Genomic DNA, 25886 nt, shown 5'->3' with positions numbered 1-25886 from the left:
ACAAGATGGTTGGATGATGTTGCGGGGCGGCTTAACCCGCGCTGGAACCGCTGCGCGCGCGCCGCCTCGGCAGCATGCGCGACAGCGTGGCGTCGTTCTGGAAGATGTGGTGGTAGAAAGCCGCCGCCGCGTGCAGCGCGACCAGCGCCACCAGCACCCAGAACAGCAGCTCGTGGGCGTCGTGCGACAGCTCGCTGAGTCCTTCGTTCGGCCCCGACAGCTTCGGCACCAGCACCAGGCCGAACCACCGGAACGGGCGCAACCCGCTGGCCGAGTCGTACAGCCAGCCCGACAGCGGCATCGCCAGCAGCAGCGCGTACAGCAGGAAGTGAGTCAGCGAGGCGATGCGCGCCTGCCAGGTGGGCGTGCCCGGCACCGGCCGCGGCGCGCCGGCGTACAGCCGCCAGCCGATGCGCACCAGCACCAGCGCCAGCACGGTGATGCCCACCGACTTGTGCATCGTGTACACCCAGAAATACTTCGGCGTCTTCGGCAGTTCGCCCATCGTCAGGCCGACGATCGCCAGCATCAGGACCAGCAGCACGATCAGCCAGTGCAACAGCTGGCTGACGGGGCCCCAGCGGTCGGCGGAGTTCTTCCAGGTCATGGCGTCGGGTCCTGTGTCGGCGTCGTGGGTGCTTTGCTGGAAGCGTCTTCGGCGGCAGGGTCTTCGGGTACTGGCACCGGTGCGGGCGCGTCGGGCATCGTTTCCGCGTCGCCGTCGCGCAGCAGCTGCGCTTCGGCCTCGATGCGCAACGCGACGCTGTCTCCGATCACCGTCGGCCATGCATCGATGCCGAAGGCCTTGCGGCTGATCGTGGTGGTCGCCGAGAACCCGATGGTGCGGCGGAACGGCGGCAGCGGATAACGCTTGACCTGGTTGAACGCGACGTCGAGTTTCACCTCGCGCGCCACCCCGCGCAGGGTCAGCGTGCCGAACACGCTGGCGTGGGTGGCGTCGATCGGGTCGACCCGTGTCGAGGTGAAGCTGGCGACCGGATGGTCTTCGCCATCGAGCAGGTTGCGCCCGAGCGCCGCCCGGTTCCACTTGTCGTCGCCCAGGTCGAGCCGCGCCAGCGGCACGCTGACCTCGACCCGCGCGCTGTTCCAGTCCTCGGGATCGAACACCAGCGTCCCGGTGCTGCCCGACACCGTGCCGATCGCCTGCGAATAACCCGCGTGCGAAAGCTCGAACATCACCCGCGTGTGCACCGGATCGATCGCGTAACGTCCGGCCTGTGCAAACACCGTTGCCGGCGCGGCGAGCAGCACCAGCAGCAGCGCGACCTGCAGGCGACCGGCGTGCGGCGCGAGGCAGGACGCAAACCGGGACGCGAACCGGAAAACAGGGGCCATGGCGGCGATTGGCAGGAGCATGGGGGGATTCTAGGGGCATGCGGCCCGCCGTGGCCGTTCACCTTGCGCCAGGTCGGCCTTGCATGCGCAACGCTGCGTTGCGAGGATTCCCCGGGCGCGGGGAGCGCGCGCCGGGGGAGGGAACCATGCTGCGCACATTGATCGTGCTGCCGCTCGTATTGCTGCTCGCACTGCTGTCCGCCGCCGGCACCGCCCGCGCCGCCGTGCCCGAAACGCCGCGCTTCCGCATTATCGGCGCCGCCCAGGGCCTGCCGTCCACCGACTTCTTCGGGATCGCCCGCGACCGCGACGGCTACATCTGGATCGCCACCGGCGACGGCCTGGCGCGCTACGACGGGCTGGAAATGCGCGTCTGGCGCCACGAGCCCGGCGACCCGCAGTCGCTGCCCGGCAACAACGTCCAGTTCGTCCACATCGACGGACGCGACCGTGTCTGGGTGGCCACCGAGAACGGTGGCCTGAGCGTGCTCGGCCGCGACCGCACCGGCTTCCGCCACATCCGCAAGGCCGACCACCCGCAGATGGGTAGCGACGACGTGTTCGCCATCGCCAGCCATGGCGACGACATCTGGTTCGGCAATTACGAGGGCGGCCTGCACCACCTCGCGCCCGATGGCCGCATCACTCGCTACGCACACGACGACAACGATCCCGACAGCCTGCCGTCGAACACCATCATGTCGCTGGCGTTCGCGCGCGATGGCACGCTGTGGATCGGCAGCCGCGCCGGCGTGGCGAAGTTCGAAGGCGGCCGCGTCCATCGCGTCGCGATGCCGATGGACGAAACGCCGCTGCTGTATTCGGCAACGCTGGTCGGTGACGACCTGTGGGTCGGCACCGCGCAGGGCGTGTACGTGCTCGGCGCCGATGGCCGCTGGTCGCAGCCCGAATGGACGCCGATGTTCGAGCGCCCCAACGCCCTGATCCAGATCGCGCGCGATGACGACGGCGCGTACTGGCTCGGCAGCCAGCGCGGCCTGTGGCGCGTCTTGCCCGGGCAGGTGCCGGTGCCGGTGCCGCTGGGCGGGCCGGGCATCGTCAAGACGATCTCGGCGCTGTTGCGCACCGACGACGGTGCGTTGTGGGTACCGATCGCCGGTGCGGGCCTGGGCTACCTGCGTTCGGACTGGCGCTCGGTCGCCCAGTTCTCGCGCGCCGGCGGCGTGCTCGAGGGCGAGTTCTACCGCGCCGTGGCGCCCGCGCACGGCGGCGGCGTGTGGCTCGGCGCCTACAACGGCCTGGTCGAGCACATCGATGCCGAGGGCGAGATCTCCGGCTTCGGCGACGACGTGCACGACCGCCTGCGCAACGTGCGCATGTACGCGATCGCCCAGGACCTGGACGGCCACCTGTGGCTCGGCGCCAGCGGGAGCCTGCTGCGGCTGTCGTCGGACGGCGCCATCGACGAATGGAACCGCAGGCGCGAAAGCGACCGCATCCTGCCCGGCTACGTCGACCTGCTGCGCGTCGCCCCCGACGGCAGCCTCTGGCTGTCCAATCAGGGCGGCGGCATCCAGCAGCGCAACCCGGCCAACGGCGCGGTGATCCATGCCTGGCCGGCCGGCCAAGGCGATGGCGTCGGCAACGGCGAAACCGAGGAGCTGGCGTTCGCGCCCGGCAGCGGCGAACCCTGGATTGCCGGCGCGCAGGGACTGGCGCGCCTGGATGCCGCCAGCGGCCGCTTCGCGCCGGTGCCGGCCATGGCGGGCGCGAAGGTGTTCGCCTTCGCCTTCGACGGCCCCGACGCGCTGTGGCTGCAGCGCTTGTCCGGCCTGGAGCGCTACGAGCGCAGCAAAGGCCAGTGGCAGCGCACCGCCAGCGTAGGCGTCGAGGCCGGCCTGCCATCGGTCGGCGCCGCCGGCCTGCGCGTCGACGCGCAGCACCGGGTCTGGATGTCCACCACTCGCGGCCTGTTCCGCTGGACGCCCTCGACCCGGCGGCTGCGTCAGTACGGCGTGCAGCAGGGCATCGGCAGCCAGGAATTCCTCGACCGCGCCATCGCCATCACCGAGGAGGGCATGCTCGCCGCCGCCACCGCCGACGGCGGCGTGGTGCTGGTCGACACCCTGGCCACCGAGCCCGCACCGACCACGCCGACGCTGCGCCTGGATTCGTTCGCGGTGCGTCGCGACGGCCGCTGGCAGCCGGTGCCGTTGCAGCCGGCGATGTCGCTGTCGCCGAGCGAACACGAGTTCACCGTGCGCGCGCGCCTGCTGGCCTACGACGACCCCGAGTCCAACCACTACTGGTCGAAGCTCGAAGGCTTCGACAGCGACTGGGTGCAGCAGGGCGCCAGCGGCGAACGCAGCTTCAGCGGCCTGCCCGCCGGCAAGTACACGCTGCGCATGCGTGCGGCCGACGCCGCCGGCGGCGCCGCGCGCGAGCAGGTGCTCAAGCTCACCGTGCGGCCGCCCTGGTGGCGCACCGCCTGGGCGCGCACGGCCTTCGTGCTGGCCGCGCTGTTGCTGCTGTGGAAGAGCGCCACCGACTACCGCCATCGCCTGCGCCGCCGCAACGCCTGGCAGATGGCCAAGCACCAGCGCGAAGTCGCCGAACAGGCCTCGCTGGCCAAGAGCCGCTTCCTCGCCACCCTCGGCCACGAAGTGCGCACGCCGATGACCGGCGTGCTCGGCATGAGCGAACTGCTGCTGGGCACCGAACTCGATCCCCGCCAGCGCGGCTATACCGAGTCGATCCGCAACGCCGGTGACCACCTGATGCGGCTGGTCAACGACGCCCTCGACCTGGCCCGGATCGAAGCGGGCAAGCTCGAACTCGATACCCGCCCGTTCGACCTGCATGCCCTGGTCGGCGACGTGGTTGCGCTGATGGCACCGGTCGCACGCAAGCGCGGCCTGCGCTTCGAACAGTCGCTGGCCGCCGACACCCCGCGCTGGGTGCGCGGCGACGCCGTGCGCCTGCGCCAGATCCTGCTCAACCTGCTCGGCAACGCGATCAAGTTCACCGACCACGGCGAAGTCGCGCTGCGCGTGCAGCCGCACGCCGACGGCCTGCGCGTGGTGGTCGGCGACACCGGCCCCGGCCTCAACGACGAACAGAAGCAGCGCCTGTTCCGCCGCTTCGAACAGGCCGAAGGCGCCCGCACCGCCGCCCGCTACGGCGGAAGCGGACTGGGCCTGGCGATCTGCCAGGAACTGGCCGACGCCATGGGCGGCCGGATCGTCGTCGACAGCGCGCCGGGGCAGGGCACCCGCTTCACCGTCGACCTGCCACTGCCCGCCACCGCCGCCCCGGCAACGGTCGCCGCCACCCGCGCCGCCAGCGGCAGCACCGCGCCCGGCCCCCTGCACCTGCTGCTGGTCGAAGACGACCCCACCGTGGCCGAAGTGGTCACCGGCCTGCTGCGCGCCCAGGGCCACACCGTGGTCCACGCCGCCCACGGCCTGGCCGCGCTGTCGGAAGTGGCCGCTCACCGCTTCGACCTCGCCCTGCTCGACCTCGACCTGCCCGGCCTCGACGGCCTCGCCCTGGCCCGGCAACTGCGCGCCGGCGGCTTCACCCAACCGCTACTGGCCGTCACCGCCCGCGCCGACCCCGACGCCGAGCCCCAGGCCACCGCCGCCGGCTTCGACGGCTTCCTGCGCAAACCCGTCACCGGCGACATCCTCGCTGACGCCATCACCGCACTGCTGCCCACAGCGTCCGCCGCCACCCCCGCATGACGCCCCGCCTCCCGCTCCCGTAGGAGCGGCGGAAGCCGCGAGCTTCAACTCCCTCCCCTGCGAAGGCAGGGGGTGAGGAAGGCCGCTTGCGAGCCATTGGCTCGCGGCCTGACGAACGCCATCGAGCTGTGCTCGATGGCCGGGCGGGTTGGGGAGGGGTGCCTTCAGCAGCACCGCAATCCGTGGCCCCCTCCCCACCTCCCCCTGCCGTCGCAGGAGGAGGGGCCAAACCAGAAGCACGCGCCCAAAGCCACTCCCACAAGGATCACCAAGCCCCCATCTAGGAAAACTTCTCCCCCACCCCCGATTCCCCGCCTCCCGCGACTACCATTCGCCCTCTTGTCGAGCGTTGCGCCGGCCGCCCGCGCCCTTGCGGGATCGCCAGGCCCACCGCACGCCAAGCGCAAGACCAGGGGGGAACGCATGACCACACTGTCCGACCGCTTCAGCCGCGCCGTCGACTACGCCCGCATCGCCCACGCGCGCCAGCTGCGCAAGGGCACCTACGTCCCGTACCTGAGCCACGTGCTCGGCGTCGCCGCGCTGGTGATCGAATTCGGCGGCAACGAAGACCAGGCCATCGCCGCGCTGCTGCACGACACCATCGAAGACTGCGGCCAGGCCCACGAAGCCATGATCCGCGCCCTGTTCGGCGAGGCCGTCGTCGACATCGTCATCGCCTGCACCGACGTCTCCGCCGAAGCCCGCGCCGCCGACGCCAACCCCGAGGTCGCCCGCAGCAACTGGTACGACCGCAAGCGCGCCCACCTCGCCAACACCATCGACGCCGACGACAATGTCCTGCTCGTCAGCGCCTGCGAAAAACTCCACAACGCCCGCGCCATCGTGCAGGACCTCGAAAACCCCGCGATCGGGCAGGCCGTGTTCGACCGCTTCAACGGCGGCCGCGAAGGCACGCTGGGCTATTACCAGTCGCTCGCCCACGTCTTCGCCACCCGCAACGTCGTCGTCGCCACCGAATTCGACACCGCCGTCGGGCGCATGCACGAACTGGCCGGCCACACGCCGCGCATGCCACTGCGGTTGCCGGAAGACATCGAACGGGCGCGCGCCATGGGTTGCCATTGACGTCCAGCGCCTGGCAGATCGACCCCGAAACCTTGCTCGGCCTGGACAGCGCCAACGTCGGTTACGTCATCGTCAACCTCACCTCCCGCGACAGCGACACCTCGGTGCGCAAGAACCTCAACACCGGCGAAGCCATTGCGTACACCAGCGCCAGCGGCGAGGCCTGCAAGATCGCGTTGCACACGATCAACAATGCGCGGCCGGGGAGTGCTTCGTTTTCGAGAATTTGTCGCGCAGGGGGGTTGAGTTTGTGGTGTTTCGATGTGCTAACGGATGTCTGCAAACGACCCAAAGCGGACATTTGCCCGCAGTGAAATCCGGATTTGGCACATTCGACTGATCTGTTTCCAGCATCAAGCCGGAGGCATACTCAACATCCACGCGGGCGACAGGTAATGAAGCCTCGCCCTGCGGTTTGAAGATCACCGCTCAACTTTGGAGGAGCTCGAGTGACTGCTTCGGCTAGTGCCCCTAAGCCAAGTGGCGTACGCGTGACGGAGGTCCGGGTGTCGAACTTTCGTTCGTTAACCAACGTCGCCGTGGAGTTGGATGATCTGACCGTTCTGGTAGGCGCCAACAATGCCGGAAAGACCAGCTTTCTGGAGGCGATCTATGCGGCGGTAGGCGCTGGTCGAAAGAGCTTAGGACAAGACGATATCCATATCGGCCCGAGCGAAGCCGTCGCCCCGCAACATCGCGTGGCCACGATAGACATCCTCGTTCGCCCCTTCGACGCCGACGGCAAGCGGATGGATACATTCCCGGCCGGAAGTTACTGGACGTCGCTGTGGGGAACTGGCATCTCGCAAGACATCGACTTCCATGATTTCATGGCGTTCCGCACAACGCTTGCGTGGAACCCCGCCAAGGGGGACTACGTGCTGGAGCGCAAGTTCCTGACTGAATGGAAGACGCCTGCAGACTGGCTGACGGCTAAGGCATCTACAGAAGGAGTTGGCGGCGAGCAACTGGAACACGTCGCCCTCCATTACATCGACGCGAAGCGCGATCTGGAGGACGATCTGCGCCGCCAAGGCTCTTTCTGGCGGCGACTGACCGACAACTTGGGCTTGGCCGACCCCGACATTCAAGCCTTCGAGAAGATCTTGTCGGATCTCAATGACGGCATGGTGGCCAAGAGCCCGGTGCTGCAGCACTTGCGGTCCAATCTATCGGACATGTCGTCCGTAGTCAGTGCCGACAGCGCCGCCGTGGACATCACGCCGGTGGCGCGTCGTTTGCGCGATCTCTCCAAGGGGGTGGATGTTACCTTCGCCACCACTGGTGCACAGGCATTCCCGCTGTCGAAGCACGGCATGGGCACGCGGAGTTTGGCCTCTCTGCTCGTGTTCCGAGCCTTCATGTCGTGGCGGTACGCCTTGGCCGAGCAGGAAGGGGATCAGACGCATTCGCTGCTCGCCCTGGAGGAGCCCGAATCGCACCTGCACCCCCAGGCTCAACGGGCACTCTTCGCACAGATAAAGTCGATTCCGGGCCAGCGCATCGTCAGTACCCATTCGCCCTACTTCGCCGGTCAAGCCAAGCTGAGCGAGCTGCGATTGTTTACCAAGCACGCCGGCGTGACCCGAGCCGAACGTCTCCAAATTCAAGCTCTGACGGCAGACGATGTGCGCAAACTTGAACGCACGGTAATCGCCTCGCGCGGAGATCTGTTATTTGCTCGCGCGGTGATTCTGTTCGAGGGCGACACCGAAGAACAGGCGTTTCCTCTGTGGGCCCATGCGTACTTGGGAGCATCGGCGCACGAGTTGGGTTTCAGCTTCGTCGGCGTGGGAGGGACGGACTACTTCCCCTTCATCTGGCTGGCGCAGAGCTTCGGCATCCCTTGGTATGTCTTCTCCGACGGGGAGGACAAGCCCGTTGCGAAGCTCAAAGCAGACGCCAAGCGCGCTGGCATCGACGATATCACCGCATACGACAACCTGGTGGTCATCCCCAACAAGCTGGATCTCGAAGCGCACCTGATCAGCGAGGGCTACTTGGACGCGTTCGAGACTGCAATCTCGAGCTATGCGGGCCCGACTGCCTTGGACGATTACATCGCCAGGCTGCATGGTAAGGAAGGCAAGAAAGTCGACAACATCGTGCAGATTCGTAACTACTCGGGGGCGGAAGGCCGGAAGCGCGCGGCGCTTGACATGATCAGTGACAAGAAGACGCGCTACGCTACACCCTTGGCGAGCGCGATCTTGACGCTCGCGGAGCCGGAACGCCGGGTCCCCAAACTGGTCGCGAAGCTTCTCGATGTTGTCGGCAAGAAGTTCGGCCTCAAGGCGGTCGACGTAACCAAGCTTGGCCTTCATTAGTGGAGAGTCTGATGTCAACGGTACGCCTTTCTCAGCGGCAGCGTCAGGTTGTCGACTTTGGCGATGGTGCGCTCGCCGTGATCGCCGGTCCGGGCTCGGGCAAGACCCGGGTTCTCACCGAACGCATCCGACGTCTGCTCACTCAGGTGCCGGGCCACTTCCGTGTGCTGGCACTAACCTTCACCAACAAAGCGGCAAAGGAGATGACGGACCGGTTGAGTGACTTGGCGGAAGCTCGCAAACGCGCCTTCATCGGCACCTTGCACGGATTCTGCGTGGACGTTCTGGCCGATCGCGGCAAGCACATCGGGCTTACGACAATGCCCCAGATCTTTGAGCATTACGCTGATCGCAAACAAATTCTCGCGCAGGTCGTGGAGCAGGATCCCTACCTCAGGAATGAGCTGTCGCACCTGCCACCCAAGGACCAGGGCCAACAGATAGATGCGTGGTTGAAGGGCATCGCGCACATCAAGGCACACCCGCTGACGATGTCCGCCAGCAGCATCGACGACCCAGTTGTTCAGCGCGTCTACGAAGGCTACAACTCGGGCCTGCAAGCGTGTAACGCCTGCGACTTTGATGACCTGCTTTTGTATACCTACCAACTCTTCTCTGAACTCCCGCAGGTTGCTGATTTGTATCGGCGCGTCTATGGCTACGTCTGCGTGGACGAAGCGCAGGACCTCAACGAAGCGCAGTACGCGGTCATCCGCGCTTTGGCTGGAGACTCCCTCCGCAACATCGTGTTGGTCGGCGATCCGAATCAGTCGATCTATGGATTTAACACGTCGAGCCCGAAGTATTTAACGGTCGATTTTAAGTCCGACTTCAACGCCACAGAAATTCGCCTCGATGAGAACTATCGATCCTCGCGATCCGTGGTGCGGGTCGCTCAAGCGCTCGATCCAACCTACAAGGTCGCGGGCCAACTGGCAGTGGAGGGGTCCGCACGGCTCATCGTTGGCGCCGACGAAGTCAACGAAGCGGAGCAAGTAGTCAATGAGTTGGTTCGCTTAATGAGCGCTGGGCATCCCGACGTTGAAGGGCCGCTTACCCCAAATAGCTTCGCCATCCTCGGTCGCACCCGCTTTGCCTTGCTCAACGTGGAGCGACAGATGACAGACCGTGGACTGCCCTATTACAAGCGACTGAGCGTCACCCACGAGAATGAGTCGAGCGTGACGGACGATTTTCAGCTAGTGCTTAGGATCCTGAGCAATCCGAAGGACGGTTTGCACCTGGCTGCGATCTGTAAGCGTTGGAACTTCCCTAAGCCCGCAGCGGTTCTGGATAGTGCCGAACAAGTCCTCGAGCTTGTTCGCTCGATGGCCAGCTCGAAGGGCTCTCCTGCCTGCACGGCGGTTGCCGATGCGATTGCGGCCGTTCACGAGACCAGTCAGCGCCGCTTGGACTTCATGCCGGCTTTCAAGGCGCTCGAAGACTATGCCGACAAGCTCGCCGAAACTGACAAACGCCCCATCCGCGAAGACGTCGCAGTGCTTCGTCAAGAGTGGGATCACTTCCTGCGCTCAGAGGGCGCGCGCGCGCGTACGCTGCAAGGTTTCCTTAGCAACATTGCGTTAGGAACCTCCGGCCAAGCCGGCCGTGAGGGAGTGGCTCTGCTGACGGTCCACTCGTCGAAGGGTCTGGAGTTCGATGTGGTCTTTGTCGTGGGCATGGCCAAGGGAGTGTTCCCCGACTATCGCGCGACGACTCGGAAGCAGCAGGACGAGGAACGCCGGAACGCCTTCGTGGCGGCGACGCGGTCCAAGCGCCTGCTGTATCTGTCATACCCAAGGCAACGGGTAATGCCTTGGGGTGATGTTTGGCAATCTGATCCCTCACCATTCATCGTTGCGACTGGAGTCCACTAACAAAGCCGTGAGGGCGTGTTGCTAGGGGCAGGGATCGCTCAGCTGGCTTGCATGGAATCGGATTCCAGTGTCCGCTTCTGGCCGGAAGCCGTCATTCCGGCGCACTGGCGGCGATGCCAATCGCCCGACGAAAGTACTGCTTCGTATCAGCATCCGTGCAGAACACGTAACACCCCTTCATCCCGCGGGTCATCAGCGTGCGGTAGGTGTTCCGGATGATCCTGTCGAGCCGGGTGCGGGTTTCTTCCGGCTCCGACTTCATCCGCTTCTTGTAGCCGCGGATCGACCGGTCCTGTTTCGACCGGTTCTCCGGCGACGTCACCAGTTGTCCGTCGCGGACCAGCAGGTCCGGGCCGATGATCACGCCGACGTAGTCCAGTTCCAGGCCCTGGCAGGTGTGGATGCAGCCGACTTCGTCGATCGAGTCCGGGGCGATCAGCCAGAGGCTGCCGTCGCGGTCGAGGTTCCACTGCTTCCGGTAGTCATGCTCGTCGAGGACGATGTCGTAGGCCTCGGGGTCCTTCCTGCTTTTCCAATCCCAGCAGTAGCCGGCCACCACTCGTGACTTGTTGTTGGCCTGGTTGCGTTGTGCGATCAGCGCGTGCAGTTCGACGGGAGAGTCGACGACGCGGAAGTCGAAGGCGTCTGGGTCGAAGTCGGCATTGGCAGTGTCGCGGATGCCGAGCGTGCGGTCGAGCCAGGCGAGGTAGCCATCGGAGCCGTTGCAGCGGAATTGCGAGGCGAGTTCGAGCCGGGTGACCTGTGCGCCGAGGCGGGTCGCCCAGCGTTCCAGTTCGGTCGAGTGCCCGATGTCGCTGAGGGTGACCATCTGGTCGTCGTCGACGAACAGGATCGTGCATTTGGCGCTGTCGATGACTTCCTTGACCTGGTTCTCGCCAAGGTTGCCGTACAGGCCGGAGAAGCGGTTGAGCCGGTGCGCTTCGTCGACGACCAGTGCATCGAAGGTGTTGGGCGGTGTCTCGATGAACGCGCCCGAGCCACTGAACAGGTTGGAGATCTCCACCTGCCGGAAGCGCTCGCCCATCAGCCTGGCCTTGTAGACGCTGCGCGGCGCGGCGTTCTTGGACACGTACTTGGTCAGCAGCCCGAGCTTGGTCAGCGCGGCCAGCAGGTTGATCGCGACCACGGACTTGCCGGTGCCGGGGCCGCCCTGGACGATGACGACCTGCTTGGCGTCTTCGCTGGCGGTGCGGGCGAGGGCGAGGGCGGTTTCATGGACGACCTTCTGGTCGTCGATCAGCACGAATTCCCGGTTGCCGCGCAGCATCTTGCCGAGGCTGTCGGCCAGCATCTTCGAAGGCCGGATGCGGCCGCTCTCGATCCGGTAGAGCAACTCGGCGTTGTCGCCATGCCTGACGTGTTGCTTGATGAAGTCGCGCAGGCGCTGGCGCTCGGTGTCGCCACGCAGGAACAGCGGCGCCTTGTCCATGTAGGGCGCGTAATGCGGATGGCTGATGATGCCGTCGTCGATGTAGTTGTGCAGGTAGGCGCAGGGGCGCAGGCCGACGTTGCCTTCGTAGACGGCCTCGTTGAAGCCCTCCAGCAGGGCCGCGTACGACCAGGCCTGATAGCAGGGATGCGCGCCCTCGCGTTCGCGCACGCCGCCGCGTTGCGCGATCACGATGCCGTCCTTGTCGGAGAGCTTCGACGAGGACCATTGCTTGAGCTCGACCACGATCAGGTGCGGGCGATCATCCGCGCCGCGCCCGGAGAGGATGAAATCGATCCGCTTTGAGGTCTGCGGAATGCCGTACTCGATGCCGACGCCCATGTCGTCGGGCATTTCCTCGTCACGCAGGACCTTGGCCATCTGGCCTAGCGACTCGCGCCAGGCGCGGATTTCCGCATGCGGCACGTACTTGCCGGTGGTGGCGAGGTAGGCCTGGGAGACGACATCCTCGATGTCACGGTTGTCGGTGTCGTGCAGGAATCCCGACCTGGTGCCCTGGTAGATGATCAAAGACGGTGCCCCCCCGTGGCCCCTATCGCTAAAGCTCGGTGTACTTGCGCATATTGCCTTTGGCGCGCTCCACCGGGTACTTCGCCGCATTGAGCTGCATCTTTTTCCTGGCGGCATCGAGCGGATCGATGCCGAGCTTGTCGGCAATCTGCAGCAGGTACAGCAGGACGTCGGCCAGTTCTTCGGCGACCTTTTCCCGCTTGCCGGGGGGCAGGTTGCGGCTTTGTTCTTCCGTCAGCCATTGGAAATGTTCCAACAGCTCGGCCGATTCCACCGAAAGCGCCGCGGCGAGGTTCTTGGGGGAGTGGAACTGCTCCCACTCCCGGTCGGCGGCGAATTGCCGCAGGGCCGTCTGCAGTGCTTCGATATCCTGGCTCATTGGGGACAACCTCGATGCCTGGGGCCCATCCTAAACCAGGGCTGCGCGCACGGAGGATCGGTCGGTACGCGCGATGGGCCGAGCCGCAGGCGATACCCGTCGAACGTCGCGACGAAGAACGCCGCGCACCATGCGCCACGCGGCAAACGCCAGCCGCAACCCGCCAGACGCCGCCCGGCCACCGCCACAAGCGGGCAGGGCACCGCGCAATGCCGACGAAACAATCCGGCCCGCGAACGAGCGGACGCCGCGTTCCAACCGGTTCGCCCCGCGCGCGATGGCGGAAGTGCCGCGCGCCAACGTGAAAGCCTCGCGCGCGAACCCAAAAGTGCCGGCTTCCGGGCGCGCCGCCTTGCGCGCAAGCCTTCGACGCTTGCACGCAAGGGTTCGAGGCTTGCCGATCGCAGGTTCGCGGGCTTGCGCGCAGGCCGGCGGGCTTGTGCGCAAGGTGTTCTGGTCGGGGCGCGGGGCTTCGGGCGTTGCGCGCAAGGGTGCGGGGCTTGCGGATGGGCGGTCGTCGGGCCTGCGCGCAAGCCTGGCGGTCGGGACGCGGGGCGAATCGGTCGGCGGTCGGGGCTTTCGGGCTTGCCCGCAAGGGTCGGAGGCGTGCGCGCTAGGGTTCGGGGCTTGCGGCCAAGGGTTTGGCGGCGTCGGAGGCGTCGCGCCGGCCTGCGTTCGGAGCGGGGGCGGGGAGTTCCGACCCTGCGACGGGGTGTTTTCCTACACGGAGGCGGGCGGTCCGCCGATGCCGGGGCCGGGCGGTTTGCGGTCAACTGTCCGCGCCGGCCAGGCAGGCCGGTTCAACCACACCAACTGGTCCGACAAGGACAAAGGAATGCACATGAGTCAGAACCGCATCGATATCGAACTTTCCACCGAGGCCCTGGCCGCCATCGACGGCGCGCTGGCCGTGCTGGAAGAACACCTGGCCGTGCTGGTCGGCCTGAGCCCGGACGAGCGCAAGGGGATGAGCCGGATGGGCGACAAGTCCGAGGCGTTCTGCCGGCAGGCGGTGGTCGCCTTCACCGAGAACCCGGACGTGCTGCCGCGCAACTTCGACCTGGACGCCTACCGCCGCGACCTGGCCATGCTCGACACTTTGCGCCCGCGCCTGTCGAAGATGGGCCGGCTGTTCGAGCGCATGCAGGACACCGAGACGGCGGTGGGCAGCGACTTGATGTCGAACTCGCTGGAGGGCTACGCGGTGCTCAAGGTGTCCGGCAAGGGCGCGGGCCTGGACAGCCTGCGGCAGATGCTGTCCGCCCGCTTCTCCCGCAGCCCGCGCGCCGCCGCAACCCCGCCCGCGCCGGCCCCGCAACCCCCTGCCGCGTGATCGCGACGTTCCTCTTCCGACAACGCGATCCATGCACGAAAGGCCCCGCATCGCGGGGCCTTTTTTGTGTGGGCGGTCAAGTGTCCGGCCGGGGGCGGGGATGGCGGGATTCGAACCCGCGACCCGTGCGGCCCGGGTGCATCGCTCTGGCGGGCGGGGCTGCATCCTGCTGGCTGGCGGTGTTATCCGGTATTGTCGGTGGCAAACAGGTGTTAGCCCGCATGAAAACAATATCGCTCCTGGTACTGGCATCACTGTCATTTTTGAGCAGTTGCGTGACGATGCCAAAAGCTGACTTCCGGAAGTCTATTCCTACAGTTGTGCTTCTTGATGTAGCACCAGGCTACATACAGACTCTATCGCTAAACATTCCTGACAATGGAGTCATAGAGCTAGGTGTCGCCATGATTAATCAGAACCCATCTCAAAAATGGGCACCAACAGCCTTTGTCGCATTGCACGGCGACGATTCAGAAATTACATATGGGGTCGAAATAACCACAAACGCTAATCTTCAAAAACAATATGTGCACACCCGCGTAATCGGCACAAAAGATAATAGTGAGTTATCCAGTAATACGCACCAAGGGTTATTTTCCATTTCATCGGAGAACACACTTAAAATTGTGATTTCCGGCAAAAATATACGTTCGTTTGTCAATAACACTATTGTGGAAGAGCGTCAGCTTGCATTTGAACCAACTTCTTACGCAATTGGTGCATCCTCAGGGTCGTACAAGTTGACAATTATCGAAGCACCGCCGCCGCCAAGTTCAGAGTAGCGGGCTAACAATTCATTCAAGCCGAACCCGCTTCGCGGGTCGGCTTAATTCTGGTGTTAGAGCGCACCCAAAGTGTTTCGTAAACGGATCCTCTATATCCAAGTTTTCCCGGATCACTTCATGGGCCGCGTGGTCGGTGAGGACAAAAGGGCGCGGCGTGATTGCTACGCACTCGACAACTCGCGCGGAGATCCAGATTTCTCTCGGGTCCGCGAGACATTGAGTTCCTTGGTCAAGGAACTGGCGCCCGGCTTCTCGCTTCGCAAGCCGACCGCGCTGTTGCATTTCATCCCAGAGCACTATCGGCCGACACAGGGTCAACTGGAACTGTTCAAAAAGACCGCGGAGCGCTCCGGCATAGCGTTATGCTGGCTTTCCAAGTGGGAGACAGCCAACACCGACAGGGAGCTTGCCAATGTGTTCCGTGCGCTCTAACAATTCATTCAAGCCGAAGCCGCTTCGCGGGTCGGCTTAATTCAGGTGCCAGGAGGCAAGAATGGAATTCCATACATCATCTATAGATCTCGTGGCACAACTTGCCATGTGGTGGCTACCCGTATTCGCAGTCGCTTTCATTCTTCAGTGGCTATTGCTCACCGGGCGACGTTGGCGCATCCGTTGGATGGCGGCTTGCTTCTGTCTTCAAGCCTGCTTGGCTCTGGTGATCCTGTTCTCACCGTTCTTCCGCATCTTCCTGCGTCCAAGCGATCTCTTTAACTTACTGGAATTCGGTGGCACACCGCTTCTTTCCGCTCTCTTGTCGGCAGCAATCACAACGCTACTGCTCTTTGCTCTCGTGCGCCGCGGCATGTCCCCTGGAAGTTCATTCAAGCCGAAGCCGCTTCGCGGGTCGGCTTGATTCAGGTGCCAGGCCCCAAAAGGAGGTTTCAGTGCAAGTCAAACTGTTTTGGATTCAAGCGCCAATGCGAGACAAGGGCTTTGTTGCTCGTGATAGCGGCGGCAATGGCGTGGAGTTCGAGAAGAAGGTCAATGAATGGTTGGTGCAGAATTCCGACTGCGAAATTCATCATATAAAGCAGTCGGCTTGTGGCGGGAGCTTTGGACCGGCTCTCTGGCTTATCTCTGTCTGGTACACCCGTCACGGTGGGGCCTGACAATTCATTCAAGCCGAAGCCGCTTCTCGGGTCGGATTAGTAAAGGTGTCAGGTCGCAGGAGCAGCTATGCAGCGCTTGTGGACAATTATTGGCGTCACGGACGTTACCCGCAGCTTGGCGTGGTATCAGTCGCTCTTGGGGCAAGCTGCCACGCAGCCCGCCCATGACTATTTCGGGCAGATCCTCGATACGGATGGGACCGTCCTGCTTTGCCTTCATCGGTGGGGCGACCACGAGCATCCGTCCCTCGCCAGCCCGGATCATGCAGAGCCTGGAAATGGGCTGCTTCTCTTCTTTCGCGTAGATGACTTTAACCAAGCACTTGATCGCGCACGCGGCCTTGTCGCGGAGCTTGAGGAGGAGCCTAATGTCAATCCAAACACGGGCACAAGCGAGTTCGCGCTGCGCGATCCTGACGGGTACTACGTCATGGTCAGTGCGCTGGCTGCGGTCTGACACTTTATTCGAGCCACACCCGCTTCGCGGGACAGCGTAATTCAGGCGTTGGGCCTCCACATTTCCTGGTTAACACTCATGCCAAATCAATCTGCCCAAGAGCTCCATTTGCTACGCGCAGCGTATGCGGCGTTCAACGCGCGTGACATCGATGCAGCTCTCACCCTCATGACGGCCGACGTGAAGTGGCCGAAAGCGTTCAAAGGCGGTTTTGTCCATGGGCCTGAAGAGATTCGCGCCTACTGGACCGAACAGTGGAGCGAGATTGATCCGCGCGTTGAGCCCAGTGCCTTCTACCCTCAAGATGCTTCGCAGGTTCTGGTTGACGTGCATCAGCTCGTGCGCGACCTGGCTGGTTCCGTGCTTGCGGACGAGCATGTGGGTCATCGTTTCACCATCAAGGATGGCTTGATACAGGCAATGGAGGTTTGTCCGCTTCCTCCTTCCGGGCCCGGTGGCTGACAGTTCATTCAAGCCGAAGCCGCTTCACGCGGCGGCTGATCTCAGGCGTCAGGCGTCGCGAGGAGATTTCACATGAGTCTCGAGCGTCTCGTTCCAATGCAGCCCGTTGCAAGCATGCCGGCCAGCGTCGAGTTCTACGAGAAGCTCGGATTTTCGGTTGAGAACCGGAACGACGAATGGGGCTGGGCCATGCTTCGCTGTGGCGACTGCCGGCTTATGGTCGATGAATCCATCAATCTTCATCCGGGCATTCCCAGGATTTCGGTCCTCTATCTCTATCCGGAAAACTTGCATGACTTCCACAGGCGTGCCCGGGAAAACGGCTTGGACGTTCCGGAGGTGGACAAAACGTTCTACGACATGACCGAGTTCCGCATTGAAGACCCGGACGGTAATCGCCTGTGGATCGGACAAGCCAAGTGACGCCCAAGAATTCATTCAATCCGAACTCGCTTCGCCGCCCGACTTAGGCAGGCGTTAGCTGCCTCGAGAGTATTCCGTGCCTTCATTCGAACTTCTAGACAAGGTGGCTGACGCTTACACGCCCTTGCTCGGCGTGGCATGGCTCGCGCTCATTGGCCAGTCTGCGATCTTTCGGCAATGGCGCCAGGCGTTCTGGCGATTTGTCCTCGGCTTGTCCGCACTTGTAATCGCCTATTCCTTCATGTGGGCCGACAACGCGTTCCTGTGGTGGCCTTCGGCCGGGCTTGATTACAGCACCCACTCTGCGGTTGCGCTCGCCTTGGCAGCCGCCATTGGCGCCAGCTCTCCTGGGCTGCGGCTTCCCGTGGCGGCGACTGTACTGGCGTACTTCCTGCTCATGCTCCATCAGCAGTACCACACAGTTGCAGACATCGCCTCCACATCGGCGGCAGTGGCTGTTCCACTTGCAGCGCTTGTGTATGTCTTGCGGGGTCGCGTGGAGACAGCGGCCGATTCATTCAAGCCGAACCCGCTTCGCAAGTCGGCTTGACTCGGGCGCCGGATCACATGTCACGTAGCAGGGCACGTCAAAGTATCGATTCGGACCTTACGTTTGGCGGGCGCTTGGCCGCTGCGTTTGCATCGCTCTTGTTCGCCGTGCCTCTCATGGGCCTTCTCTGGCTGCTCCTCAATAGCCAGATTGCCCCAATCTCGGACAGCGCACTCCCGCTCTCCTGTCTGGTCGGGGCAATCGTTGGGTTCGCCATCCTGTCCTTTGCCTTCCCTCGTTTCGCCCCGAATGTATTCGGCTGGCTCTGCGACCTCTTGATGCGCCTGGCCCGGTGGTTGTGGTAGCGCATCGCGACCCGCCCGCATCTGCGGTAGTGTTCGCCTCGGGGATAGGCCAAGGCAGTCCAGGCAGCAGAGGGTGGCATCGACCAGCTGCGGCCTGACAAGTCGTTCAAGCCGAGTCCACTTCGCAGCGCGGCTTGATTCAGGTGTCAGCTGCCAGTGGAGGATTCATGAAAAGCACCATGCTATTGCTCCTTGCGCTCTTCCTGAGCGGTGTTGCGGCAGGCCAGGGAAAGGATGATCGGCAACTCCTCATGGAGACCGACCAGGCCTGGTCACAGGCGGCCGCGGAAGGAAAGGACGTCGAGAAGGTTGTCGCTTACTGGACCGACGATGCGGTCATCGTCCCTTCCGGCGCGCCCATCATCTCGGGCAAGGCCGCGATCCGGGACTACGTCAAACAGAGCTTTGAGACGCCGGGGTTCAAGATCAGCTGGAAGACGCTGGATGCCTCTGTCAGTTCGGACGGGAGCATGGGCTATACCACTGCCGAGAGTTCCTTCACGTTCCAAGGGCCTGATGGAAAGCTTCAAACCCAAACGGGTCGAGGTGTCGCCATCTGGCGTCGCAACAGCGACGGGCAATGGAAGTGTGTCTATGACACCTGGAACCATGGTCCGTAGAGTGGCAGCCAACCATTCATTCAAGTCGAACCTGATTCGCGCAGCGGCTTGGTTCAGGCGTTAGGTCGATATCCAAGCTTGCCCACGACATCGAAAGCTTCGTCGTGGCGGTAATCAGGTTCTTCGCATTCTTGTTGGCTAATGGGATTCAGAGACGTATGCGCCATTCCATCCTCGCTTTTGTCGCCGTTGGCCTCATGCTGGTGGCGGGCCCACTTGCTGCGCAGGACGCCTTCAAACCAGCAGCAGGCACAGAGCTTCCAGATGTCGCATTGCCACCTCAGCTGGATCGAGTGCTCCGCGACTATGAGCGTGCGTGGCGCGCGGGCGACGCGGCGGCCCTTGCCTCGCTGTTTGCGGAGGATGGGTTCGTGCTGCAAGGCAACCGTCCGCCAGTCCGTGGACGCCCGGCGATCCAGGCCGCCTATGAAGGCCAAGGAGAGGGCGGCCCGTTACGGTTGCGTGCACTCGCTTTTTCCACGACTGACACGGTCGGCTACATCATCGGTGCGTACGGTTACGGCAGTACGCCAGGCGATACAGGAAAGTTCACCCTCACTTTGCGTCGTGCGCCCGGCGAGCCGTGGCTGATCTTCTCGGACATGGACAACTTGAACGCGTCGCCGCGGCAGCGGAACGTGCCGGACACACCTTCGCCAGAATGAGTGATGTCGAAGCCATGGATAGAGCTCGCCTCACCCGCCTGCTGCTGGTCATCGCCATCGTGTATGTGGCTGGCTTCTACTTCATTGGAAGCGCCGTAAAGCCCGGTTATTCGCAGTTGTCCAACTTCGTGAGCGAATACAACGCGACGGGTACGCCCTGGGCCACCCCGCTCACTTACGCGGGCTTTCTTGCCACTTCCGTGCTGTTGTCGGCCTTCCTGGTCTCCGCCACGCCGCTTGCCCGGGTGTCCGGCATCAGCCGTCTGGGCTTCTGGCTCTTGTGGTCGGTGCCTGCTTCCTATGCATTTGCAGTCATTGCGCCCTGCGATGCCGGCTGCCCTGTCGAGGGTTCGCTCAGTCAGGACCTGCACAATGGTCTTGCCATCATCCTGTACCTGGGGGTGGGCGTGAGTATTGCGTTGGTGTCCTTCGCATCCGGGTTCACCCCGTTCAAGCTGCGGCGCGCCTTCATGCTCCTGACCGGCATCGCCTTCCCGGTCGTGTTCGCCCTCATGGTCCAGCCTGACCTGGCCCCCTGGAGAGGCCTGCTGCAGCGGCTCCTCGACGTCGCGTTGGCGATGTCGCTCGTTTTGTTTTCGCAGACACTGGTTGTGCGGGTTCGCCAGCCCGCCAGGGTGTGGGCTGACAATTCGTTCAAGCTGAATTGTTTTCGCTCCATGCGGCGCGCTTGACCTCGATTGCCCGCCGCGAATGGGCACGTCCGGGGAACGGTGCGGACGGATCTGGCGCCAATAGCGGATCTCGCAGCCGTCACCTCGCAGGGTTACCAAAGTCGAATGCCGTCGACCGTCACCTGCATCGGCCCGGCTGACAACGCCGCGAGGAAATCCCGCGCATCGAATGCCTGTCCCGGCGCGATTGCGCCATGCCCGCTGGCACGACCATCCAGGATGCGTTCCAGCGCTTCCACCAGCAGCGGTGCGGTGATGGCGTAGATGTCACGGCCGGCTGCGACGGCGCGGTGTACGCGATCGCCGCGGCGCCGCACGTCGACGGCCATCGCGAAGCGCTGTGCGGAGCGGCCGCTGTCGTCGATGGCGACCGGCGGTGGGGTGTCCGGATCACGCAGGTCCTGCAGCGGCGCGAGGTTGATCCATGTGTGCAGGCTGCGGCAGGCGAGATGCCGGGGAAGGACGATCGCCTCGGACAGCGGGAGCAGCATCGCCTCCTGGCGCCCGAACGGGGCGGGGAAGTCGATCGTGCGCGTGGGTGCCGGATCGGGAACCGTGCACGCGCGCCCTTCGTCGCGGTATACGCGCGGATGATGGTTGCGCTCGCCGGTGATGCGGGTGCCGCGCGTGGGATGCCAGCCGTCGAGCGCTACAGACACCTCTACTGCGTCGGCGTCGGTCGCTCCGTCGAGGGCGACGGTGGCGAGCAGGTCGGCCAGCCCGCCGTAGAACGCCATCGCCGGGATCACGGTGATGCCGGCACGCCTGGCGTCCGCGTCGCGTGCGAATGTGTCCATCACCGCGCGTTGTTCCGCCGCGATGTCCAAGTAATGGATGCGTGCGTGCAGGGCGGCGTCCAGCAGCGCCGGCGCGGTGTCGAGGAACGGCCCGGCGCAGTGGAGGACGGCGACCGTGCCGGTGAGCGCGGCGTCGAGCGCGCCGGCGTCGTCGATCGCAGCCACCCGTGTTTCCACGCCGGCCGCAGCGGCCAGCTCCCGCAGCCTGGTGGCGTCGCGGCCGCAGGCCACCGGGACGAAGCCGCGGCGGCGCAGTTCGGCGATGACGAAGCGGCCGGTATGGCCGTACGCGCCGTACACGGCAATGCGGTGTTGCGTGTTCATCGTGGCTCGCCTTGTCTGGATGCAGCGGCGGACGCGTGCCACAGCCGCAGCGCTTCCTCTTCGATCACGTCCGGCCGTTCCTCCGGCCAGAACAGCTTGCTTCCCGCCAGCAGGCGCACGCCGCGCGAGGCGCCGAAGGCGTTGTCGAGGAACGTGGGGCTGGCAGTGGAGAAGATCGTGTCGGCTGTGCCCCACACGATGCGCGTGGGCACAGGGGAACGCCGCAGCGCGGGCCCGATGCCGGCCAGTGCGTTGCGTTCCAGTGCGATGGCATAGGCGTGCGCGTTGGCCTTGCGCCGCCGGGTGGACAGCAGTGGGCCGAAATAGGTATCGATGGCTTCGTCGGTGGGATGCGCGGGATCGGCGTAGCACATGCCACCGATGCCTTCCGACGAACGCGCCAGGGCGTGGTCGGCATGCCATGCGCCGAGCCAGTCGTCGACGAAGCGGCCCTGCTTCGCCAACTCGATCACCGGCAGCAACGCCGGCGGTGGGCAGTCGACCTCGGTGTCGCAGTTGCTCAGCAGCAGGGTGCGTACCCGGTGGGGATGGCGCGCGACCAGCAACTGCGCGACCGCGCCGCCGCTGTCGTTTGCGACCACGTCCACGCGCTCGATCGACAATGCGTCGAGCAGCGCCACCAGCATCGCTACCTGTGCGTCGGGCGCGCAGTCCTGGCCGTGGGCGACTTCGGTGTAACCCATGCCGAGGAAGTCCGGTGCGAGGCAGCGCCGGTACGGCGCCAATCGCGCCATCGCGCCGCGCCACTGGAAGCCGTTGAGCGGGAATCCGTGCAGGAACAATGCCGCCGGCCCGCTGCCGCGCTCGACGCAGGCGATGCGGCCGAACGGGGTGGCAACGTGGCGGCGGGCCGCATGGAACCAGGCTGCACCGGAGGTGCCGGCATGGCCGGCACCTCCCCAATGCGGCAAGCCGGACGTACAGGCTGCGAGCAGGCCCGTCGATGCGCCCAGGAATGCACGGCGCTTCATGCGCGCGCTTCCGCCTCGCGCAGTTTCTGTGCGCATTCCTCGCAGCACACTTCGACGGTGCGGCCGCCGACGGTGACCTGGATGGCGTTGTCGTCGAGCGCGTAGTCGCAGACGGCGCACGTGTTCTCTTTCATGGAAAGTCTCCGGTGATGCCCCGGCGCGGGGCAGGGACAGGAGACCACCGGGGGGCCAGCGTGGCTGTCGGAATCTTTAGCTGTTTATCGCCGGCAGCGGACCGACAGGCGTGCTCACGCGTGCCTGGATAGTGCGGCCTGGCGGAACTCCGTCGGCGTGCGCCCGTAGGCCCGACTGAACGCCGCGGTGAAGTGGCTGTGGCTGGAGAACCCCAGGTCCTGCGCCAGCGCCGAAACGTCTTCGCACTGCGCGACGAGGTCGAGCGCGCGCGCCAGCCGCAGGTGGAGGTGGTAGCGGTAAAGCGGCATGCCTTCGACCTGGCGAAACACCTGGGTGAGGTAGACCGGCGAGCCCCCGACCTCGGCGGCGATCTGCGCCAGGGTCCAGCGCCGGCCGAGGTCGCTGGCGAGCAGCATCTTCACGCGGTCGACGAGGCGTCGCCGGGCATGCGTCGCGCCGGGCGCATGCGTGGTGCGCGGGCCAAGGCTGCGGCACACCAGGGTCAGCACCAGGCTTTCGGCTTCCAGCGATTCGATCGTGCCGTGCTGCAGGCTGTGGCGCAGCAACGCGACCAGCACCTGAGCGCGCGCGTCGATACGCAGCGATTGCATGCGAAAGCCGGGTTCGTCGCGCGGCTGCAGCAGGGCGGCCGGCGCGAGTTCGCGCAGCAGCGGTTGTGAAATTCCAAGGGACAGGCAGGCGTCGCCGCCGGCCGCCGGATGGCTGACCTGGTAGCCCTCGCCGGCGTTGAAGAACAGCACGTGGTTGGCGTCGGCCACCGACTGGTCGCTGCCGACGTGACGCAGGAACAGGCCGCGGTACGGGAACACCAGGTGCGTCGAGGATGCGCACTCCTCCGCACTGCGGTGGCGGCAGGTGCCACTGCACAGCACGCGGCTCACCGAGACGGTGGCGGCGTCGAACAGGCGGTCGACTTTGAATTCCGGCATGACGGGCCGCAACGCGAGGGGCGCACGCAGTCTAGCGCCGGCGCCCGCCGGCGGCTGGTGCCGACGCCCTGGCGCCGCCAGCCCTTGCGGGGGCGGCTTCAGTCGCGCGCTCCTGCGCCTGTCGCGGCTGAAGCCGCTCGCCGGGGCTTCCGTTTACGGGTCCGGGTTAGTCGCGGCAGTCCTTGCTGTACATGCTTTACACATATCTTTTGGTGGAATAGTTTGCGGAGACGCAGGATGGGCCGTCGCAACCCGCGACGTCTCCGGGAGCCCTCCCATGTCCACCTCATTCAAACCCCTTGGCCTCGCCATCGCGCTGGCGCTGGCCGGCTGCAACCAGGCCGCTCCGCCGGCCGATACCGCCGACGTGGCGACGCCGACCGACACCATGGCCGAAGCCCCGGCCGCTGCAGCCGACGCCGCGCCGGCCGCCGAAGCCGCCGCCGTCCCCGCGCCGCAGTTGCACGCGGCGATGCGCGACCTGTGGCACGGCCATATCGTCCACGCCCGCGATTACGCGCTGGCCGTGCACGCGGGCAACGCGGCCGGCGCCACCGCCGCGGCCGATGCGGTGGTGGAGAACGCGAAGCAGATCAGCGGTGCGGTCGGCGGCTTCTATGGCCAGGCCGGCGGCGACCAGATGCTGACCCTGCTCGGCGGCCACTGGGGCGCGGTCAAGGCGATGACCGATGCCCGCGCCGCCAAGGACGAAGCCGGCGCGACCAAGGCGATGGACGACCTCAACGCCAATGCCGCCGCGATCGCCAAGTTCCTCGCCGGCGCCAATCCCAACCTGCCCGAAGACACGGTGCACGGCCTGATGCTGGCGCACGGTGCGCACCATTCGCAGCAGGTCAACCTGATCCTGGCGGACGACACCGCGGGCGAGGCGGAAGAGTGGGCCGCGATGCAGACGCACATGGACATGATTGCCGACGCGCTGGCAGCGGCCATCGCCAAGCAGTTCCCGGACAAGGCCAGCTGAGGACGCGATGGCGCAAGGGCTCGCGCAGTTCGGAGACACCCGGCAGCGGCTGCTCAGGCAGCTGCTGATGGCCCGCGACGGGGCCGGTGTCGAGGAGCTGTGCGAGTGCCTGCATCTCAGCCACAACGCGGTGCGCCAGCACCTGACCACGCTGATCGTCAGCGGCCTGGTGCAGCGAATCAGGCCGCGCCCCACCGGCGGCCGGCCGCAGGCGCGCTATGCGCTGACAGAGCAGGGCCGCGAGCTGTTCCCGCGCAATTACGGTGCGATTTCGGCGGCGCTCATTTCGCAACTGCTTGCGCGCATGGGCGAGGCGGACGTGGGCGTGCTGCTGCAGGAACTCGGCGCGACGGTGGCGGCCACGCAGGTCCCGCTGCAGGCCGACGGCAGCGAGGCGCTGGCGCGTGCGCTGGCGCAGAGGCTCGATGCGCTCGGCTACGAGGCGGTCCCGGCGCAGCATGGAGACGATTGGCAGGTGGAAGCGTTCAACTGCGTGTTCCATGGCCTGGCCAGCCAGTATCCGCAGGTCTGCAAGTTCGACATCGCCTACATGGAAGCCGCGACCGGGCGCCGCATCCACCACATGGAATGCATGGTCCGCGGCGGCCATGTCTGCCGGTTCAAGCTCGGGCCGGAGTCGGCGCGGGGTGCGGCAGCGACGGATAGCGGGACCTGACCGCAGCCTGCTGTTGCAGGAGCGGCTTCAGCCGCGAGCTCTCGGCCAACGGGATCAGGGCAAAAAGCTCGCGGCTGAAGCCGCTCCTACAGGGGTCGTTGGAGCCTTTGGTGACCAGGGCCGCGCTCTCAAATCGCCAATGCGTCGAGGATGTCCCGCCGCCATGGCTCGCGTTCGAACTGCCCCGTCAGCCGCCGCGTCACCATCGCCACGCCGTGCATGCCGATGCCGCGCGAGGCGATGCAGTCGTGGGTGGCGCTGATGACGACGGCGACGCCGCGCGGCTGCAGGACGCGGTCGAGGGTGTCGGCGATCTCGGTGGTCAGGCGTTCCTGGATCTGCAGGCGCCGGGCGTAGGCGTCCACCAGGCGGGCGAGCTTGGAGATGCCGACCACGCGTTCGCGGGGCAGGTAGGCGACGTGGGCGACGCCGCGGATCGGGGCCATGTGGTGTTCGCAGGTGGAACGCAGCGGGATGTCGCGCAGCAGCACGATGTCGTCGTAGCCGGCGCCGTCGAAGCTGCGGCCGAGGATCTGGTCGGGGTCGAGGGCGTAGCCGCCGAACCATTCCTCGCAGGCGCGCACGACGCGCGCCGGGGTATCGAGCAGGCCTGCGCGCGCGGGCTGGTCGCCGGCCCAGCGGATCAGCGTGCGCACGGCGGCTTCGGCTTCCTGGCGGCTGGGGCGCAGGGTGTGCGGCGGGCTGTCCGGCAGCGCCTGGATGTTTTCGGTGGCGGTCTGGCGGTCTTCGAGCATGGCGCGGCCTTCGGGTGGGGATATCCAACCAGATGCGCCAGTGCGCGCGAGGTTCCCGCCGGCGGCAGTCGGGAACCTGATGACGCCTGCGTCATCCAATGCGGCGTAGGTTCGAATCATCCGGGTTCGAATCATCACCGCATCGCTGCGGGACC

The 25886-nt window shown here is 65.2% G+C and carries 28 protein-coding genes; 19 read left to right on the top strand and 9 right to left on the bottom strand.

Going from position 1 to position 25886, the window contains the following annotated elements; all coding sequences use genetic code 11:
- Window positions 1-31: 31 nt before the first annotated feature.
- Window positions 32-607 (bottom strand): cytochrome b, encoded by a 576-nt coding sequence (locus ACTJIL_RS09675; RefSeq protein WP_440755305.1) that lies wholly within the window; start codon window positions 605-607, stop codon window positions 32-34.
- Window positions 604-1278, bottom strand: coding sequence for a YceI family protein (locus tag ACTJIL_RS09670; protein WP_440755897.1), 675 nt, complete (start codon window positions 1276-1278; stop codon window positions 604-606). Before ACTJIL_RS09670 ends, ACTJIL_RS09675 begins: the two co-directional genes overlap by 4 nt.
- 224 nt (window positions 1279-1502) lie before the next feature.
- On the opposite strand from ACTJIL_RS09670, the gene ACTJIL_RS09665 reads away from it, so the two are divergent.
- The 5 genes from ACTJIL_RS09665 (at window position 1503) to ACTJIL_RS09645 (ending at window position 10353) form a co-directional block, all read left to right on the top strand.
- A complete protein-coding gene (locus ACTJIL_RS09665) occupies window positions 1503-5060 on the top strand; it encodes an ATP-binding protein (RefSeq protein WP_440755304.1) in 3558 nt (1185 codons plus the stop codon).
- A 423-nt stretch (window positions 5061-5483) separates the two neighbouring features.
- On the top strand, window positions 5484-6149 hold the full coding sequence (locus ACTJIL_RS09660) for an HD domain-containing protein (protein WP_440755303.1): 666 nt from the start codon (window positions 5484-5486) through the stop codon (window positions 6147-6149).
- The gene (locus ACTJIL_RS09655; RefSeq protein ID WP_440755302.1) at window positions 6146-6463 is read left to right on the top strand and encodes a hypothetical protein; all 318 of its coding nucleotides are present in this window, start codon (window positions 6146-6148) and stop codon (window positions 6461-6463) included. Before ACTJIL_RS09660 ends, ACTJIL_RS09655 begins: the two co-directional genes overlap by 4 nt.
- Before the next feature lie 192 nt (window positions 6464-6655).
- On the top strand, window positions 6656-8476 hold the full coding sequence (locus ACTJIL_RS09650) for an ATP-dependent nuclease (RefSeq protein WP_440755301.1): 1821 nt from the start codon (window positions 6656-6658) through the stop codon (window positions 8474-8476).
- An 11-nt stretch (window positions 8477-8487) separates the two neighbouring features.
- Entirely contained in the window at window positions 8488-10353 is a 1866-nt protein-coding gene (locus ACTJIL_RS09645; protein ID WP_440755300.1) for an ATP-dependent helicase, read from the top strand.
- A gap of 91 nt (window positions 10354-10444) precedes the next feature.
- Here the strand turns inward: ACTJIL_RS09645 and ACTJIL_RS09640 are convergent, their stop codons facing one another.
- Window positions 10445-12334 (bottom strand): DNA/RNA helicase domain-containing protein, encoded by a 1890-nt coding sequence (locus tag ACTJIL_RS09640; RefSeq protein WP_440755299.1) that lies wholly within the window; start codon window positions 12332-12334, stop codon window positions 10445-10447.
- A gap of 28 nt (window positions 12335-12362) precedes the next feature.
- Window positions 12363-12713 (bottom strand): nucleotide pyrophosphohydrolase, encoded by a 351-nt coding sequence (locus ACTJIL_RS09635; protein WP_440755298.1) that lies wholly within the window; start codon window positions 12711-12713, stop codon window positions 12363-12365.
- A gap of 841 nt (window positions 12714-13554) precedes the next feature.
- Here ACTJIL_RS09635 and ACTJIL_RS09630 point away from each other — a divergent pair.
- The 12 genes from ACTJIL_RS09630 (at window position 13555) to ACTJIL_RS09575 (ending at window position 20117) form a co-directional block, all read left to right on the top strand.
- Window positions 13555-14046, top strand: coding sequence for a hypothetical protein (locus ACTJIL_RS09630; protein ID WP_440755297.1), 492 nt, complete (start codon window positions 13555-13557; stop codon window positions 14044-14046).
- A gap of 221 nt (window positions 14047-14267) precedes the next feature.
- Window positions 14268-14828, top strand: a complete 561-nt coding sequence (locus tag ACTJIL_RS09625) for a hypothetical protein (RefSeq protein ID WP_440755296.1) — start codon at window positions 14268-14270, stop codon at window positions 14826-14828.
- A 120-nt stretch (window positions 14829-14948) separates the two neighbouring features.
- On the top strand, window positions 14949-15263 hold the full coding sequence (locus tag ACTJIL_RS09620; protein WP_440755295.1) for a hypothetical protein: 315 nt from the start codon (window positions 14949-14951) through the stop codon (window positions 15261-15263).
- A gap of 61 nt (window positions 15264-15324) precedes the next feature.
- Complete coding sequence (locus ACTJIL_RS09615; RefSeq protein WP_440755294.1) at window positions 15325-15687, top strand: hypothetical protein; 363 nt, start codon at window positions 15325-15327, stop codon at window positions 15685-15687.
- 31 nt (window positions 15688-15718) lie between these two features.
- On the top strand, window positions 15719-15943 hold the full coding sequence (locus tag ACTJIL_RS09610; protein ID WP_440755293.1) for a hypothetical protein: 225 nt from the start codon (window positions 15719-15721) through the stop codon (window positions 15941-15943).
- A gap of 67 nt (window positions 15944-16010) precedes the next feature.
- Entirely contained in the window at window positions 16011-16400 is a 390-nt protein-coding gene (locus ACTJIL_RS09605) for a VOC family protein (RefSeq protein WP_440755292.1), read from the top strand.
- A gap of 78 nt (window positions 16401-16478) precedes the next feature.
- On the top strand, window positions 16479-16862 hold the full coding sequence (locus ACTJIL_RS09600) for a nuclear transport factor 2 family protein (protein WP_440755291.1): 384 nt from the start codon (window positions 16479-16481) through the stop codon (window positions 16860-16862).
- A 72-nt stretch (window positions 16863-16934) separates the two neighbouring features.
- The gene (locus ACTJIL_RS09595) at window positions 16935-17285 is read left to right on the top strand and encodes a VOC family protein (RefSeq protein ID WP_440755290.1); all 351 of its coding nucleotides are present in this window, start codon (window positions 16935-16937) and stop codon (window positions 17283-17285) included.
- A gap of 76 nt (window positions 17286-17361) precedes the next feature.
- Window positions 17362-17835, top strand: coding sequence for a hypothetical protein (locus tag ACTJIL_RS09590; protein ID WP_440755289.1), 474 nt, complete (start codon window positions 17362-17364; stop codon window positions 17833-17835).
- A gap of 472 nt (window positions 17836-18307) precedes the next feature.
- Entirely contained in the window at window positions 18308-18760 is a 453-nt protein-coding gene (locus tag ACTJIL_RS09585; RefSeq protein WP_440755288.1) for a YybH family protein, read from the top strand.
- A gap of 158 nt (window positions 18761-18918) precedes the next feature.
- Window positions 18919-19425, top strand: a complete 507-nt coding sequence (locus ACTJIL_RS09580) for a YybH family protein (RefSeq protein ID WP_440755287.1) — start codon at window positions 18919-18921, stop codon at window positions 19423-19425.
- The gene (locus tag ACTJIL_RS09575) at window positions 19422-20117 is read left to right on the top strand and encodes a DUF998 domain-containing protein (RefSeq protein ID WP_440755286.1); all 696 of its coding nucleotides are present in this window, start codon (window positions 19422-19424) and stop codon (window positions 20115-20117) included. Before ACTJIL_RS09580 ends, ACTJIL_RS09575 begins: the two co-directional genes overlap by 4 nt.
- A gap of 92 nt (window positions 20118-20209) precedes the next feature.
- Here ACTJIL_RS09575 and ACTJIL_RS09570 read toward each other — a convergent pair whose 3' ends face one another.
- From ACTJIL_RS09570 to ACTJIL_RS09555, 4 genes are all read right to left on the bottom strand, one after another.
- Window positions 20210-21238 (bottom strand): saccharopine dehydrogenase family protein, encoded by a 1029-nt coding sequence (locus ACTJIL_RS09570; RefSeq protein ID WP_440755285.1) that lies wholly within the window; start codon window positions 21236-21238, stop codon window positions 20210-20212.
- Window positions 21235-22230, bottom strand: a complete 996-nt coding sequence (locus ACTJIL_RS09565; protein WP_440755284.1) for an alpha/beta fold hydrolase — start codon at window positions 22228-22230, stop codon at window positions 21235-21237. The genes ACTJIL_RS09570 and ACTJIL_RS09565 overlap by 4 nt, the downstream gene beginning before the upstream one ends.
- Entirely contained in the window at window positions 22227-22364 is a 138-nt protein-coding gene (locus tag ACTJIL_RS09560; protein ID WP_440755283.1) for a hypothetical protein, read from the bottom strand. The genes ACTJIL_RS09565 and ACTJIL_RS09560 overlap by 4 nt, the downstream gene beginning before the upstream one ends.
- A 114-nt stretch (window positions 22365-22478) precedes the next feature.
- Window positions 22479-23315: a helix-turn-helix transcriptional regulator gene (locus ACTJIL_RS09555; protein ID WP_440755282.1), complete on the bottom strand. Its 837-nt coding sequence runs from the start codon at window positions 23313-23315 to the stop codon at window positions 22479-22481.
- A 277-nt stretch (window positions 23316-23592) separates the two neighbouring features.
- On the opposite strand from ACTJIL_RS09555, the gene ACTJIL_RS09550 reads away from it, so the two are divergent.
- The gene (locus tag ACTJIL_RS09550; RefSeq protein ID WP_440755281.1) at window positions 23593-24300 is read left to right on the top strand and encodes a hypothetical protein; all 708 of its coding nucleotides are present in this window, start codon (window positions 23593-23595) and stop codon (window positions 24298-24300) included.
- Window positions 24301-24307: 7 nt separating this feature from the next.
- On the top strand, window positions 24308-24976 hold the full coding sequence (locus tag ACTJIL_RS09545) for a helix-turn-helix transcriptional regulator (protein WP_440755280.1): 669 nt from the start codon (window positions 24308-24310) through the stop codon (window positions 24974-24976).
- A gap of 128 nt (window positions 24977-25104) precedes the next feature.
- Here ACTJIL_RS09545 and folE read toward each other — a convergent pair whose 3' ends face one another.
- Window positions 25105-25731: a GTP cyclohydrolase I gene (folE, locus tag ACTJIL_RS09540; protein ID WP_440755279.1), complete on the bottom strand. Its 627-nt coding sequence runs from the start codon at window positions 25729-25731 to the stop codon at window positions 25105-25107.
- Between the last annotated feature and the right edge of the window lie 155 nt (window positions 25732-25886).

It is taken from the genome of Luteimonas sp. 22616, from assembly GCF_052044325.1.
Classification (GTDB): Bacteria; Pseudomonadota; Gammaproteobacteria; order Xanthomonadales; family Xanthomonadaceae; genus Luteimonas.
This window is presented reverse-complemented; position numbering and strand designations above follow the sequence as displayed.